13 protein-coding genes are annotated in these 13,953 nt (G+C 69.7%); 4 read left to right on the plus strand and 9 right to left on the minus strand.

Annotated elements, in window-relative coordinates:
- Positions 1–10: 10 nt before the first annotated feature.
- Positions 11–286, minus strand: a complete 276-nt coding sequence (sciP, locus tag J2S75_RS10570; RefSeq protein ID WP_244375589.1) for a CtrA inhibitor SciP — start codon at positions 284–286, stop codon at positions 11–13.
- Positions 287–577: 291 nt separating this feature from the next.
- On the opposite strand from sciP, the gene mnmA reads away from it, so the two are divergent.
- From mnmA to J2S75_RS10585, 3 genes are all read left to right on the plus strand, one after another.
- On the plus strand, positions 578–1,765 hold the full coding sequence (mnmA, locus tag J2S75_RS10575; RefSeq protein WP_307019824.1) for a tRNA 2-thiouridine(34) synthase MnmA: 1,188 nt from the start codon (positions 578–580) through the stop codon (positions 1,763–1,765).
- A gap of 150 nt (positions 1,766–1,915) precedes the next feature.
- On the plus strand, positions 1,916–2,599 hold the full coding sequence (locus tag J2S75_RS10580; RefSeq protein ID WP_307019825.1) for a class I SAM-dependent methyltransferase: 684 nt from the start codon (positions 1,916–1,918) through the stop codon (positions 2,597–2,599).
- A 73-nt stretch (positions 2,600–2,672) separates the two neighbouring features.
- The gene (locus J2S75_RS10585) at positions 2,673–3,905 is read left to right on the plus strand and encodes an alpha/beta hydrolase family protein (protein WP_307019826.1); all 1,233 of its coding nucleotides are present in this window, start codon (positions 2,673–2,675) and stop codon (positions 3,903–3,905) included.
- A gap of 4 nt (positions 3,906–3,909) precedes the next feature.
- Here the strand turns inward: J2S75_RS10585 and J2S75_RS10590 are convergent, their stop codons facing one another.
- From J2S75_RS10590 to J2S75_RS10605, 4 genes are all read right to left on the minus strand, one after another.
- Positions 3,910–4,533 carry a hypothetical protein gene (locus J2S75_RS10590; RefSeq protein ID WP_307019827.1) on the minus strand — a complete coding sequence of 208 codons (624 nt, stop codon included), beginning with the start codon at positions 4,531–4,533 and terminating at the stop codon, positions 3,910–3,912.
- 3 nt (positions 4,534–4,536) lie between these two features.
- Positions 4,537–4,767 (minus strand): DUF2188 domain-containing protein, encoded by a 231-nt coding sequence (locus J2S75_RS10595; RefSeq protein ID WP_307019828.1) that lies wholly within the window; start codon positions 4,765–4,767, stop codon positions 4,537–4,539.
- Between the two features lie 92 nt (positions 4,768–4,859).
- The gene (locus J2S75_RS10600) at positions 4,860–5,828 is read right to left on the minus strand and encodes a glutathione S-transferase family protein (protein ID WP_307019829.1); all 969 of its coding nucleotides are present in this window, start codon (positions 5,826–5,828) and stop codon (positions 4,860–4,862) included.
- Positions 5,829–5,931: 103 nt separating this feature from the next.
- Positions 5,932–6,456: a GNAT family N-acetyltransferase gene (locus tag J2S75_RS10605; RefSeq protein WP_307019830.1), complete on the minus strand. Its 525-nt coding sequence runs from the start codon at positions 6,454–6,456 to the stop codon at positions 5,932–5,934.
- 242 nt (positions 6,457–6,698) lie between these two features.
- Here J2S75_RS10605 and J2S75_RS10610 point away from each other — a divergent pair, with 242 nt between their 5' ends.
- Positions 6,699–7,244 carry a GNAT family N-acetyltransferase gene (locus J2S75_RS10610; protein WP_307019831.1) on the plus strand — a complete coding sequence of 182 codons (546 nt, stop codon included), beginning with the start codon at positions 6,699–6,701 and terminating at the stop codon, positions 7,242–7,244.
- Here the strand turns inward: J2S75_RS10610 and J2S75_RS10615 are convergent.
- From J2S75_RS10615 to J2S75_RS10630, 4 genes are all read right to left on the minus strand, one after another.
- Positions 7,229–7,756 carry a dihydrofolate reductase family protein gene (locus J2S75_RS10615; protein ID WP_307019832.1) on the minus strand — a complete coding sequence of 176 codons (528 nt, stop codon included), beginning with the start codon at positions 7,754–7,756 and terminating at the stop codon, positions 7,229–7,231. The genes J2S75_RS10610 and J2S75_RS10615 overlap by 16 nt on opposite strands.
- 100 nt (positions 7,757–7,856) lie before the next feature.
- Positions 7,857–9,929, minus strand: a complete 2,073-nt coding sequence (locus J2S75_RS10620) for a hypothetical protein (protein ID WP_307019833.1) — start codon at positions 9,927–9,929, stop codon at positions 7,857–7,859.
- 166 nt (positions 9,930–10,095) lie between these two features.
- Positions 10,096–12,987: a DUF4159 domain-containing protein gene (locus J2S75_RS10625; protein ID WP_307019834.1), complete on the minus strand. Its 2,892-nt coding sequence runs from the start codon at positions 12,985–12,987 to the stop codon at positions 10,096–10,098.
- Positions 12,984–13,931, minus strand: a complete 948-nt coding sequence (locus J2S75_RS10630) for a DUF58 domain-containing protein (protein WP_307019835.1) — start codon at positions 13,929–13,931, stop codon at positions 12,984–12,986. Before J2S75_RS10630 ends, J2S75_RS10625 begins: the two co-directional genes overlap by 4 nt.
- Positions 13,932–13,953: the final 22 nt, after the last annotated feature.

Genomic DNA, 13,953 nt, shown 5'->3' on the forward strand with positions numbered 1-13,953 from the left:
CGTCGCCGCTTTACTGCCGGTATTGCTGGATGCGCGTGGTGCGCAGGCCGGCGAGGCCGTGGCGGTCGATGGAGGCCTGCCAGGACAGAAATTCTTCCGTGGTCAACGTATAGCGGCTGCAGGCTTCCTCCAGGCTGAGGAGCCCGCCGCGGACGGCGGCAACGACTTCCGCCTTGCGGCGGATGACCCAGCGCCGGGTGTTCGGCGGGGGCAGATCGGCAATGGTCAACGGACTTCCGTCCGGCCCGATTACATACTTCACCCTCGGGCGATAGGGTTCTGTCATGTTTCACTCACTCAATACACACGACCAATGAAAGTGAGCATAGCGATGGAGATTTAAATATTCTCCTAAGCGAATCACCACCCTGTGAGCGCTAAGTGATTGCTGCTTCGTTAATAGTTGCGAAGGAGTTTGTTTACTTTTCGTGCCGCAACGGCAATGCCTCCGGTGTCTGCGCCTGGGCAAAATGTTACCGCAGGCGTCAGGGCGTGCCGCGCAGGGTTCATGAAATCGCCGAGGTGCCCTATATAGTGCGTCGCACGCGCCCTTTTTCCTCCCGGTTTCCGCCCCGCCATGATCCGTCTCGACGACACCGACCGAGCCCCCAGCCAGACGCGCGTCGTGGTCGCGATGTCGGGCGGCGTGGATTCCTCCGTCGTCGCCGCGCTTTACGCGCAGGCGGGCTATGACGTGGTGGGGGTGACGCTGCAGCTCTACGACCATGGCGAGGCGATGCACCACCGCCCCGGCGCCTGCTGCGCCGGGCAGGACATCTACGACGCGCGCACCGTGGCGGAGAAGCTCGGCATTCCCCATTACGTGCTGGATTATGAAAGCCGCTTCCGCCATGCGGTGATCGAGCGCTTCGCCGATGCCTATGCGGCGGGCGAGACGCCCATTCCCTGCGTCGACTGCAATCGCACGGTGAAGTTCCGCGATCTGCTGGAGACCGCGCGCGACCTCGGCGCCGACATTCTCGCCACCGGCCATTATGTCGCCAGCCGGACGATGGAAGGCGGGCGGCGCGGCCTGTTCCGCCCGCTGGATGAGAACCGCGACCAGAGCTATTTCCTCTACGCCACCACCCAGGCGCAGATCGACATGCTGCGCTTTCCGCTCGGCGAAACCACCAAGCCGGAAGTGCGGGCGCTGGCGGAGAGCTTCGGGCTGAAGGTGGCGGACAAGCCGGACAGCCAGGATATCTGCTTCGTGCCCAATGGCCATTACACCGCCATTGTCGAGAAACTGCGGCCGGAGGCAGCCGAGCCGGGCGAGATCGTGCATCTCGACGGGCGGGTGCTGGGCCGGCATGCCGGGGTGATGCGCTTCACCATCGGCCAGCGCAAGGGGCTGGGCATCGCCGCGTCCGAGCCGCTCTATGTGGTGGGTATCGATGCCGCCCGCCGGCAGGTCGTGGTGGGCCCGCGCGCGGCGCTCGGCGTTTCCGCCATCCGCATCGACGAGGTGAACTGGCTCGGCGAGGAAACGCTTGATGAGGCCGCCGCGCGCGAGCGCGAGCTTTATGTGAAGGTGCGCTCCTCCCGTGCGCCGGTGCCGGGCCATCTCGCCCCTGCCGAGGGCGGCGGCGTGGAGGTGCGGCTGCACGGCACCGAGGAAGGCGTGGCGCCGGGGCAGGCCTGCGTGTTCTATGAGGATGGCGAGGCCGGCACCCGCATGCTCGGCGGCGGCGTGATCCGCCGCAAGGTGGCGCCGTTCACCACACTGACACGTGACGCGGAGATGATGGCACGTTCGGCCTGAGTCGACGTTACGCTAGAGCCCTTTCCGGTCAGGCGAATTCACCTGATCGATAAGAAAGTGCTCCAAGATCAGGAAGCTGGAGCCGCTTCGCGTCGCGAGAAAGCTGCAGGCAATGGGCGCGCCGGCCCGGGGTTGTGCAAGGGGAACTGCATGAAGACCGATCTCGATCACGCCACCGTTCAAGAGGCTTATGCCGGCTGGGCCCCGATTTACGACATCGTGTTCGGCGCGGTGTTCGAGCCCGGCCGCAAGGCGGCGCTGCAGGCGGCGGAGAAGATCGGCGGGCGCATCCTCGATTTCGGCGTCGGCACCGGCTTCGCGCTGCCGGCCTATAAGCGCACCAACCGCATCGTCGGCGTCGATATTTCCGAGCCCATGCTGCGCAAGGCGCATGAGAAGGTGGCGAAGGAAAACCTCTCCCATGTCGAGGGCCTGTGCCTGATGGACGGCGCCCATATGGGTTTTGCCGACAATTCCTTCGATGTGGTGATGGCGCAGTTCGTCATCACCGTGGTGCCGCACCCCGAAGAGACGCTGGACGAGATGGCCCGCGTGCTGAAGCCCGGCGGCGAGATCATTCTGGTGAACCATCTCGGCGCCGAGGACGGCCCGCGCGCCGCCTTCGAGCGCTGGTTCGCCCGCCGCGCCCGCAAGCTCGGCTGGCGCCCGGAATTCCAGTTCGCCCGGCTGCACAATTGGGCGGTGCGCAACGGCACGGTGGACTTGCCGGTTAAGCGCGACGTGGCGCTCGGCATGTACACCATGGTGCGTTTCCGCAAGCGCACCGAGGCGGAGATGGCCTCCGCCCACGAGAGCGTGGCGCTGGTCGGCTGAGGGTGGTATTTGGCGGGGGCGTGCCGGCGCTCCGCCGGCGCGCGGCCCGCCACCCCCCAGCTTCCGGCAGATCATGGCCCTGTTCACCCGCCGTCGCGGCATCGCCGCGCCTTTCGCCCTGTTCTTCAGCCTGCTCGTTCTCGCCGTCGCCGCGCCGGCGCGGGCGCAGGAGACCGGCGCCGTCACGGTGGCCGGCGGCGTGCGCTATGAGTTTCTCGAACGCTGGGATGTCGCGCGCCTGAACGAGGTGCTGACCAGGGACATCCCGGCCTTTGCCGGCATCGGCGTCACCTACACGCCGGCGAAGAACGCGGTGAAGCTCTACCGCGTGACCTATCCCAGCGTCATTCCCGAACGCGGCAACCGGCCGACTGTGGCCACGGGCCTGATCGCCATTCCCGATGTCGAGGGCAGCCGCTTCCCGCTGGTGTCCTACCAGCACGGCACGGTGTACGGGAAACAGGAGGTGCCGTCCTTCATCGCCCAGTCGCCGGAGACGGCGCTGATGGTCGCCCAGTTCGCCGGGCAGGGCTATGTGGTGATCGGCGCCGATTATTTCGGCCTCGGCCTCTCCACCGAGCCCGAGGGCTACATGGTGAAGGCGAGCCACCAGCAGGCCACCGCCGACATGCTCGCCGCGAGCCGGCAGGTGCTGGCGGCGCTGAAGATCGACACGCCGAAGCTCACTCTCGCCGGCTGGTCGCAGGGCGGCTTCGTCACCATGGCGCTGCTGGAAAAGCTGGAAGCAGAGGGCGTGAAGGTCGATGCCGCCGCCACCGCCAGCGCGCCGGTGGACATCTATGTCGCGCTGAGCGGCTTTCTCGACTTTCCCCGCGCCAATGATGCCAGCTGGGTGACCTCGCTGTTCATCCTCTCCTCCTTCTCGTTCGAGAATTACTACGGCGTGCCGGGGCTGGCGCGGGCACTGCTGACGGAGGAGAGCTATGAGATCGCGCGCAAGGCCTATGCGCGCGAGCCCTATGACCCTGCCGCCATTCCCACCGACCTCAAGAAGCTGATCCGCCCGGCCTATTTCGACCCGCAGTTCTTTGCCGAGTCGGCCTATGGCCGGCTGGTCAAGGCGACCACCGCCTATCGCTGGGTCATCAAGTCGCCGGTGCGGAACTATTATGGCGAGGCGGATGAGGTGATCACCCCCGGCCTCGGCCAGCTGGCCCAGACCTATCAGCGGGCGATGGGCACCGGCAATCCGGCGGTGGAGGCGGTGTCGACCGGCAAGACCACCCACCGCGGCACCTTCGCCACCGCCGTGCCGCAGTGGAAGGCGTGGTTCGACGGGAAGTGAGGGACTAGGGGCGCCCGTCGCTGGCGACCCATTGCTTCATCGCCACCAGCAATTCAGCGGTCGGATAGTCCCTGATGTCGCGCTCGGAGAACCCTGCCGCCAGTTGCTGCTCATAATACCACGTCTGGAAGTCTTCATAGGCAGCGAGTATGCGCGTGGCGCCATCGGCACGGATGTCGGCTTCGCTCACCAGCCAGTTGCGAACCTTCCGGATGGCGGTGGCAAACTGTCCCGCATGAACCTGGATATCGCAGCCGGCGAGATCCGAAATAGCGGCCTGATAACGATAAGGCTTTTCTTCCAAAATGAGGATTCTCTTGGCCCGGTGCTCGCCACCCGAGAACTGCCGGCAGCCATAGTCGAGGCCAAGCTCGAACGGCATGTTGAGTCGAAAATGCTCGCCCCGGCGGCGCGCCTGAATGCGGCTGAGATCGTGGATCGAGTATTTCGACTCCGCGATAAGCGTTTTGATTTTCTCTAGCCGCACCGCTCCAGAATCGGCGCTTTCCGTGGCGATCCGCGGTGTAAAGCCGAGATAGATCGTGCAGAACAGCACCGCCTGAAGGATGGGCTCGAATTCTTCATCGAATGGGCAGTTGATGAAGACGCTTCTGGCGAAGTCCGACAAGGATCACCCCTTAGGCGGGAAGGGATCCTTGCCGTAGGACAAACGCTCGCGAATACGACCATCGGTGCCGTGAATGTAAAGCTCGGTGCCGCGCTCCTTGGCAATCGAGCGTGCGCGCGCAACGGCTTCCTGTTGGGTGGCGAAGGTCGCACTGGCGCGGCCGGCACCCGTCGTCCGGACGATCCACTTGTCGCCACGCGGCGCGACATGTTGCGATTTCGTCGACATGGCCATGCCCGATCTGGTCGATGCGTCTAACGGAAATATAGGCGCCGGTTCGCACCGCGCAATCGAATTCCGGTCGGGGAAGTGGCTCAAGCGGCCCCTCACCCCCACCACATCTCCGGCCCCACCGGCACCACGCCTGTGGGGTTGATGGTCTTGTGGCTCTCGTAATAGTGCCGCTTGATGTGGGTGAGGTTCACCGTACCGGCGACACCGGGCAACGCGTAGAACGCCCGCACATAGCGCGACAGGTTCGGGTAGTCGAAGATCCGCCGGACATTGCACTTGAAGTGGCCGACATAGACCGGATCGAAGCGGATCAGCGTGGTGAACAGGCGGATATCGGCCTCGGTCAGCGCCTCGCCCATCAGCCAGTCGCGGCCGGCGAGCCGGGCTTCCAGCGCGTCCAGCTCCTTGAACAGGGCGGCCACCGCCTCCTCATAGGCGTCCTGCGTGGTGGCGAAGCCGGCCTTGTAGACGCCGTTGTTCACCGCGTCATAGACGCGGGCGTTCAGCGCGTCGATGTCCTCGGCGAGGGCGGCGGGGTAATAGTCGTGCCGGTCCTCGGTGAAGGCGGCGAAGGCGGTGTTGAGCATGCGGATGATTTCCGCCGACTCGTTGCTGACAATGGTGCCGCGCTTTTTGTCCCACAGCACCGGCACGGTGACGCGGCCGGAAAAGGCGGGATCGGCGGCGAGATAGACCTCGTAGAGCCGCTGCTTGCCGAGCACGGCATCGGTGGTGGCATCCTCGCTGCGGCGCTCGGCATGGTCGGCGAACACCCAGCCTTCCGCGCCCATGAAGGGATCGACCACCGAGACGGAGATGATGTCCTCAAGCCCCTTCAACGCCCGCATGATGAGGGTGCGGTGCGCCCAGGGGCAGGCGAGCGAGACATAGAGATGGTAGCGCCCGGCCTCGGCGGGAAAGCCGCCCTCGCCGGAAGGGCCGGGGCTGCCGTCCGCAGTGATCCAGTTGCGGAAGCGGGTCACGGTGCGCACGAAGCGCCCGCCCGTGCTCTTGGTGTCGTACCATTTGTCGACCCAGTGGCCGTCGACCAGCAGTCCCATGCGCGCCTCCCTGTGTGCGGCAGACAATAGGGCGCGCGGCGGATGAGGCCAGCTTTCCCGTTTGCACGAAGGAGAGGGCGGTCTTGCGCGGATGCCCGGCGGTTCAGGCCGGCAGCAGGCGCTTCACATAAAGCAGCGTCGCGGTGAGCCCGCCATGCGGCTTCAGCGCGAAATCCGGGATGGCGCCGACGCGGACAAAGCCCGCCTTCTCATAGAGGCCGGCGGCGCCTTCCTCTTCGGCGGTGTCGAGCACCAGCAGCGTGCGGCCGCGCGCGGCGGCTTCCCGCTCGGCCTCGATGAGCAGCGCGCGGGCAAGGCCCCGGCCGCGAAAGGCGGGGGCGGTCATCATCTTGGCGATCTCGGCGCGGTGCGGCTGGTTCTCCGGCAAGGCGAGCAGCAGCGTCACCGTGCTCGCCAGCACGCCGTCGACAAAGGCGCCGAAGACGATGCGCTCGCCCCGCGCCGCCGCTTCCAGGCTGGTGCGGGCGAAGGCGGCGGCCTTGTCAGGCGCTACCGGGTGCATGAAGCCGACCGAGCCGCCGCCCGCCACCGTCTCGATCAGCAGCGCGGCGAGGGCGTCGATGGTGGCGGGGTCGGTGCTGAGGGGGCGGATATCGGGCGCAGTCATGGGACCAAGCCTATTGCATGCGCTCCGTGCCCGGCAACGGCTCGACCTCGCGCGCGGTCCGTGCTATCGGGCGCGTCCGATCGAGGAAAGCCCGATGTTCCGGTTGCCGGCCCAGCGACGACGAGACGAGCGAGCCCGCCGCGCCCTTGCGCGCGTGTGCCTGCCCGTTCGCGCCCGCCGGCGGCCGTGATCCACGGCCGCTCGGTGCGGCGAACCGCCGATCCTGAGCGCCGAGAGTCCCGATGACCGAGCTTTCCATTTCCCTGCTGCCCGAGACCCCCGCCGACGATGCCGCCATCGAGCGGCTGATCGCCCGCACTTTCGGCCCCGGCCGCTATGCCCGCACCGCCTTCCGGCTGCGCGAGGGCAACCCGCACCGGCGCGACCTCTCCTTCACCGCTTCCATCGGCACCATGCTGGTCGGCTCGGTGCGGCTGACGCCGATCGTCATCGGCGACTTGCCGGCGCTGCTGCTCGGCCCGCTGACCGTGGAGCCGCCCTTCCGCTCGCACGGCATCGGCCGGCGGCTGGTGGAACGGGCGCTGGAGGCGGCGAAGGCGGCGCTGGCGCAGGGCGACGGCGCGGCGCGGCTGGTGCTGCTGGTGGGCGATGAGCCCTATTATGGCCGCATGGGCTTCCAGCGCGTGCCGCGCGGGCAGGTGAGCCTGCCCGGCCCGGTGGACCCGGCGCGGGTGCTGGTGTGCCCGCTCGACGCCACGCCGCTGGACGAGGTGCGCGGCGCCGTGCGCAAGGCCTTCGCCCCGGCGGCGCTTCAGGAAAGCGCGTAGCGCAGCCGCGTCATGCCATTGGCGTAGCGCTCGGTCTCCTCAAGCTGCAGCCGCCGGGCCGGCGTCGCCCCCGGCGGAAACAGCGCAATGCCGCCGCCGAGCAGCACGGGGATCACGAACAGGTCCAGCCGGTCGAAAGCGCCGGCGGCGATGAAGGCCGCCTGCAGCCCGCCGCCGCCGACCACCCAGGCCGCGCCCTCGCTCTCGCCCCCGCGCACATGGTCGATGAGCGCCGGGACGCCTTGCGTCCAGGCCGCGACCCCGGCAGGGGCGTCGGGCAGCGGGCGCGAGGTGACGATGAGCCCGCGCTTTCCCGCGTAGGGCCAGCCGCCCGGCATCGCCCGAACCGCCTCATAAGTTGCCCGGCCCATCACCACCGTGCCGATTTCGGCGATGAAGGCGCCATAGCCGGAATCGACATCGTCGAACGGGGCGAGCCAGTCGAGGCCGCCATTGCGATCGGCGATGTAGCCGTCGAGACTGGCGGCGATGAAGCCATAGATGCGGGTCATGCGGTGCTCCGAGTCGTTGGCGCACGAACATGACCGGACGGGGGCGCCGGGGCCAGCCCCGGCGCGCGGCTCATGAAGAGGGCAGCCGTTCGCGCGGGGCTTACCGCCCCTCGCGGGCCCAGGCGGCGGCGACGCCGGCGAGCAGGATGAGCAGGCCGGACAGGCCGGCAAACAGCGGGAACAGGCCAAGCCCGCGCACCACGGAGACCTCGCGCATCTGCAGGCCCATCCAGTCCTCGCCGGCGAAGCGCTCGCCCGAGCGCACCGCGACGACGCGCGGCACGAGGCCGGCGAGGTCCGCCATGCGCCAGACGCCGCCACCGGTCGCTTCCAGGATCGGGCGCAGCGTCTGCGTGGTCGAGGTCACCTCGGCGAATTCGAGCGGGTTGAGCGGGCCGATATTCACCAGCGCCGTGTGAGTGCCGTCGCTGGCGCGCCACAGGCCGAGCATGTCGGCGGGGAAAGTGACGCGGAACAGGCCGGGCGCGGCGGGTTCCAGCGTCACGCGGCGGGTGGCGCCGGTGGGCGTGGTGATGGTGACGGGCGGGGCGCTGTCGCCCATGGTCTGGCGCTCGACCATGATGTCGCCGCCGCTGGCCACCATGCGCAGCCGCTCCTCCTCCAGGTCCGGCTCCTTCATCAGCCAGTGCGACAGCCGGCGCAGCAGGTCGATATGCGGGCCGCCGCCCTCATAGCCGCGCGCCCACAGCCAGAAATGATCAGACAGCAGCAAGGCCACGCGGCCCTCGCCGACGCGGTCGAGCAGGACCACCGGCTTGCCGTTCGGCCCGTCCATCACGCTGGTGCCGCGCGCGGCGTCGGTGTCGACCAGACGGAAGAAGCGCGACCAGGCCGGCGGCGTGCTCTCCGAGCCCGGCAGAGCGCGGGTGACGGGGTGGCGCTGGCCGGCCTCGGTCAATTGGGGGCGGTAGGGCGTCTCGGTCATCTGCCCCGTGGGGCCGGCGGGCAGGATGGAATCGAGCGGGGTGTAATAGACCGAGCCGTCGGAGATGTAGTCGGTGCCGGCGGAGACCAGCAGCGCGCCGCCCTCCTGCACATAGCGCACGATATTGTCGAAATAGATCATCGGCAGCACGCCCTGCTGGGCGTAGCGGTCGAAGATGATGAGATCGAAATCCTTGATCTTCTGCTGGAACAGCTCGCGCGTGGGGAAGGCGATGAGCGACAGCTCGTTGATCGGCGTGCCGTCCTGCTTTTCCGGCGGGCGCAGGATGGTGAAGTGGACGAGATCGACATTCGCGTCGGATTTCAAGAGGTTGCGCCAGGTGCGCTCGCCGACATGCGGCTCGCCGGAGACGAGCAGCACGCGCAGCTTGTCGCGCACGCCGTCAATGGAGACGGCGGCGCGGTTGTTGACCGGGGTGAGTTCGCCCTCCAAGCCGGCGGCCTCGATCTCGACGATGTTGGCCCCGGCATGGGTGATCTCGACATCCACCTGCGCCGGCTGGCCCGATGTGACGATGGGCCGTGCCACCACCTCGCCGTCGCGGCGCACGGTGACGGACACGCGCGCCCCGGCCGGGGCGCCCTCGTCCTCGACGCGGTAGCCGATGGTCTGGTTCTGCCCGACAATGCCGAAGCGCGGGGTGGAGGTGAGCGCCACGCGGCGGTCGCGCTCGCCCTCATGGCCGGAGATGATGGCATGCACCGGCGCGCGGAAGCCGAGGGCGGCGACGGTGGCGGGAATGTCGTGCACACGCCCGTCGGTGAGGAAGATGGCGCCGGCCACCCGCTCGGGCGGCACATCGGCGAGGCCGGCGGACAGCGCCGTGAACAGGCGCGTGCCGTCCACCTCGCCGGCGCCGCCGCCGGCGTCGATGAAGCGGATCTCGGCGCCCTGTTCGCGCAGCCGGGCGAGGCGGCTGTCGAGCTCGGCGCGGGCGGCCTGCGTCATCTGCGTGCGCTCGCCGAAATCCTGGCTGGCGCTCTGGTCGACCACCACCGCGACCACGGTGGAGAGCGGCTCGCGCTCCTCGCGGGTGAGCGAGGGGTTGGCCAGCGCCAGCACCGCCAGCGCAATGGCGAGCGCGCGCAGCAGCGAGCCGCGCGTGCGCGAGACGACGACCAGCAGCGCCACCGCGCTGGCGATCACCGCCGCGGCGATGAGCCAGGGCAGCGGGATCAGCGGATCGAAGGCGAGGCCGAGATTCATGGGAGGCATCCGTCGGCGCGGGTGTTACCCCCTCTCCCCTCGGGGGAGAGGGATGGGGTGAGGGGGCTGCGCCCACCGGCAACGTCGTCGCCCCTCACCGACCCGCTGCGCGGGCCACTTCTCTCCGACGGGGAGAGGGAGGCGGGACGGGCGAGCTGAGAACAACTCATTGCCCCAGCCTTTCCAGCAGCGCCGGCACATGCACCTGATCGGCCTTGTAGTTGCCGGTGAGCACATACATGACGAGGTTGGCGCCGGCGCGGAAGGCGAGTTCGCGCTGGCGCGGGCCGCCATCGGAGACCGGGAGCATGGGCTGGCCGTACTCGTCCAGCGCCCAGGCGCCGGCGAGGTCGTTGGAGGTGATGACAACCGGCGACACGCCGTCGCCGGCACGGGCCGGGCGTTCCTCGGCCTCGTCGGCGGCGGGCAGCGCCTCCACCCAAGTGGTGCCACCGGTGAAGCGGCCGGGGAAATCGCGCAGGAGATAGAACGCCTTGGTCAGCACATGGTCGCGCGGCACCGGCTCCAGTTCGGGAATGTCGAGCCCTTCCAGAATGGCGCGCAGCGTCGCATTGGCGGGCGAACCGGCGCCGCTGGAGCCGGGCAAAGTGGTCTCGGCGTCGCGCGTGTCGAAGATGACGGTGCCGCCCTGCTTCATGAAGGCATCGACGCGGGCCAGGGTCTGCGCGCTCGGGCGCTCCGTGCCGGGCACGATCGGCCAATAGAGCAGCGGGAAGAACGACAGTTCGTCGGTGGCGAGGTCGACGCCCATCGGCTCGCCGGCTTCCAGCGCGGTGCGCTCGCCGAGGAAATCGGTGAGCCCCTTCAGCCCGGCGCGGCTGACCGCGTCGGTCTCGGCATCGCCGGTGACGACATAGGCGAGGCGGGTGGAATTGGTCGCCTGCAGCGCGAAGTCGATCTCACCCGGCGTCATCGGCTTTTCCGGCGCAGCGGCTGCCGGGGCGCTTTGGGCGAGCGGCGGGTTCACCGGCTTGGGCTGGGCATGGGCGGGGTCGGGCGCGCCGGTGGCGAGGCCGAGCGCCAGCAGCAGCGCGGCGGCTCCTCCGGCAGTCCGGCGGGTGGTGAGGCGGGAGGCACCGCCGGCGAGCAGGAACACGATCATGGCGTCGATCAGCAAAAGGGCCAGCAGCGCCACCAGCAGCGGCGCGCGCAAATCGCGCGGGGCGGCGTCGCGGTAGGGCTCCAGCCGGCCGAGGGCGGAGAGGTCCAGCGCCACCAGCCGGTCGCGCGGCAACAGGGCGTTGACCGCCACCAGCCCATCGGGCGGGCCGTAGAAGCCGGGCGGATGGTCGGCGCTGGCGCGGCCGCGATAGCCGACGGGGATCGCCTTGGCGGTGGGCAGGGTCGGGCGGAAGGCGCCGAAACCGTCGAGCAGGCGGGTGGGGGCGAGCGTCTCGCCGTTCAGCACCGGCCCGCCGGCCGCGTCCGTCGCGGCTTCGCTGGCGGTGGCGCCGCCCAGCGCCACCACCCGGCGCAGCATCTCGACAAAGGCGCCCGAGATCGGCAGGTTCGACCACGACGTGTCGGCGGTGACGTGGAACAGCACCAGCGTGCCGGCGCCGCGCCGCTCGCCGGTGACGAGCGGCGTGCCATCGGTGAGCGTCGCCCAGGTGCGCGCGGCGAGCAGCCCGTCGGGCTCGGCCAATACCTGGCGGTTCACGGTGATGTCGTTCGGCACTGCCACGTCGCGGAACGGGCCGTCAGCTGAAAAGCCGCCCAGCGCCTGCGGCTGTTCCCAGGACAGCGAGCCGCCGAGCACCCGCCCGCCGCGCCGCAGCGTCACCGGCACCAGTTCGTCCGAGCCATTGGCGAGGCGCGGGCCGGCGAAGCGGATGAGCACGCCGCCGCCCTCCACCCAGCGGGCGAGGCGGGCCTGCGTCTGCGCCGGCAGGGTGCCGACATCGGAGAGGATGATCACCGGCAGCTTCTGCTCGATGAAGCGGTCCACCGCCTCGGCAGTGGAGGTGCCTTCGGCGGTGCGGATATCGGCGAAGGGGGCGAGCGCCCGCGTGAGGTAATAGGACGGTGCGAGCAAGGGCTGGCGCTGGTCGGCGGCGACGCCGGAGACGACGCCCACGGTGCGGCGGCGCCAGCGCTTGTCGAGCAGCTGCACCGCGCCGGCGGAGGCCTTGTCGCGAATGTCGAGCCGCGCCACCTCGTTGCGGATCTCCACCGGCAGGTCGAAGCGCGCCTCGCTCTCCCCGGCGCCGGCGGTGAAGGCGAAGGGCGCCTCGCCCAGCGGCAGGCCGCGCATGTCATAGGCGCGCACCATGCCGGCGCGGGGCGTGCTCTCGCGCCCGGCGCGCAGCACCTTCACGGTGAGCGCGTCCACCGCATTGTCGGCCGCCGCCAGCGCCAGCGGCTCGGTGACGCCATCGATGAGCGTGGTGAGCGGGCGGTTGCCGACAAGGGCGGCGAGATCGGCCGGGGCGGTGCCGGCGCTGTCGAGGGCGACGCCGTCGGAGAGATAGATCACGCTCGCCTCCGGGGCGGCGGCCAGCGCCTTGGCCAGGCTGGCGAAAGCGGGGGCGCGGTCGGGCACGAAGGCCGCGGGGCCGAGCGTGCGCAGCCGCTCGCGCGCCTCGTTCGGCGCCATGACGCGCGGCTCCAGCGGCGGCTCGCCGGTGGGGATGAGGATGATTCCGCGCCCTTCGAGATCGGCATCGGCGACCACGCCCTCGGCGCTGGCGAGGCGCGCGGACCAGCCGGCGGCGGCGGGCCAGCCGGAATCGATGAGCAGCACCACCGGGCCGGAGGAGGCCGGGCCGGCGACGGGCGGATTCCAGATCGGCCCGGCGGCGGCGAGAATGATGAGCGCGGCCAGCAGGAGGCGCAGCACGGTGAGCCACCATGGCGTGCGGGCCGGGGTTTCCTCCTTCGGCGGAATGTCGAGCAGCAGGCGCATCGGCGCGAAGGCCAGCTTGCGCGGGCGCGGCGGCACGAGCCGCAGCAGGAACCACAGCAGCGGCAGGGCGGCGAGCGCGGTGAGCAGCAGCGGGGTGGCGAAGGCGAGGGGCAGCCCGAACAGTCCGGTCATGCCAGATGCCCCGAAATCTGCCCCGTCTCGTCAGCGGCGCCCTCGCGCGGCGGCACGGCGCCAAGGCCGCCGCTCATCCGCGCATGCAGCGCCAGCAGCACCTCGCTCGCCGGCCGGTCGGTGCGGTGGACGAGAAAGCTCCAGCGATGGCGCTCCGCCTCCCGGCGAATGGCGTCGCGATGGGCGCCGACGCGGGCGACATAGTCCGCCCGCACCGTCTCGGCCCGGCCGATGGTCAGCGTGGCGCCGCTTTCCGGCTCGCGGAACTCGACGCGGCCGGAATAGGGGAAGGTCTCTTCCGCCGGATCGCACACCTGCACCACATGGCCGTTGGCGCCGGAGGAGGAGAGGCCGCCAAGGCTCGCCACCACCTCCCGCGTCGGGCTCCAGAGGTCGCCGAGCAGCACCACTTCCGCCAGCGGCGAGGGGGCGAAGGCGGGCGGCAGGCTCTGCGGCAGGCTGGCGGCATGGATGAGCGATTCCGCCATCTTCTCGACAATGCGGCGCGAGGCGGAAGGCCGCATGACGCCGGGAATGCCGACGCGTTCGCCGCCGCGCACCAGCAGGTCCGCCAGCGCGAAGGCGAGCACGAGCGCGCGGTCGCGCTTGGTCTCCCACACCAGAGGCGAGGCAAACACCATGGAGGCCGAGAGGTCCGGCCAGATCCACACCGTGTGCGCGGCTTCCCATTCACGCTCGCGGACATAGAGATGATCGTCGCGGGCCGAGCGGCGCCAGTCGACGCGGGCGGAAGGCTCGCCATCGTTGAAGCGGCGGTACTGCCAGAAATTCTCGCCCGTGCCGGCGCGGCGGCGTCCGTGCAGGCCGTGATAGACGCTGGCGGCGATGCGGCGTGCTTCCAGCACCAGCCGGGGCATGGCCGCGACAAGGCCGGCCGCGTCCTGCGCGGCGCCTCGCACGGCGGTATCGGCGTCGAATTCCACCCGGTCAGGTCTCCGTCACACG

The organism is Ancylobacter polymorphus (assembly GCF_030813495.1).
GTDB lineage: Bacteria > Pseudomonadota > Alphaproteobacteria > Rhizobiales > Xanthobacteraceae > Ancylobacter > Ancylobacter polymorphus.

Coding starts and splice junctions, on each gene's coding strand:
- J2S75_RS10620 (WP_307019833.1), bottom strand. CDS start 9,929: ATGAATCTCGGCCTCGCCTTCGATCCGCTGATCCCGCTGCCCTGGCTC.
- J2S75_RS10585 (WP_307019826.1), top strand. CDS start 2,673: ATGGCCCTGTTCACCCGCCGTCGCGGCATCGCCGCGCCTTTCGCCCTG.
- J2S75_RS10600 (WP_307019829.1), bottom strand. CDS start 5,828: ATGGGACTGCTGGTCGACGGCCACTGGGTCGACAAATGGTACGACACC.
- J2S75_RS10615 (WP_307019832.1), bottom strand. CDS start 7,756: ATGACCCGCATCTATGGCTTCATCGCCGCCAGTCTCGACGGCTACATC.
- sciP (WP_244375589.1), bottom strand. CDS start 286: ATGACAGAACCCTATCGCCCGAGGGTGAAGTATGTAATCGGGCCGGAC.
- mnmA (WP_307019824.1), top strand. CDS start 578: ATGATCCGTCTCGACGACACCGACCGAGCCCCCAGCCAGACGCGCGTC.
- J2S75_RS10625 (WP_307019834.1), bottom strand. CDS start 12,987: ATGACCGGACTGTTCGGGCTGCCCCTCGCCTTCGCCACCCCGCTGCTG.
- J2S75_RS10595 (WP_307019828.1), bottom strand. CDS start 4,767: ATGGCCATGTCGACGAAATCGCAACATGTCGCGCCGCGTGGCGACAAG.
- J2S75_RS10580 (WP_307019825.1), top strand. CDS start 1,916: ATGAAGACCGATCTCGATCACGCCACCGTTCAAGAGGCTTATGCCGGC.
- J2S75_RS10610 (WP_307019831.1), top strand. CDS start 6,699: ATGACCGAGCTTTCCATTTCCCTGCTGCCCGAGACCCCCGCCGACGAT.
- J2S75_RS10605 (WP_307019830.1), bottom strand. CDS start 6,456: ATGACTGCGCCCGATATCCGCCCCCTCAGCACCGACCCCGCCACCATC.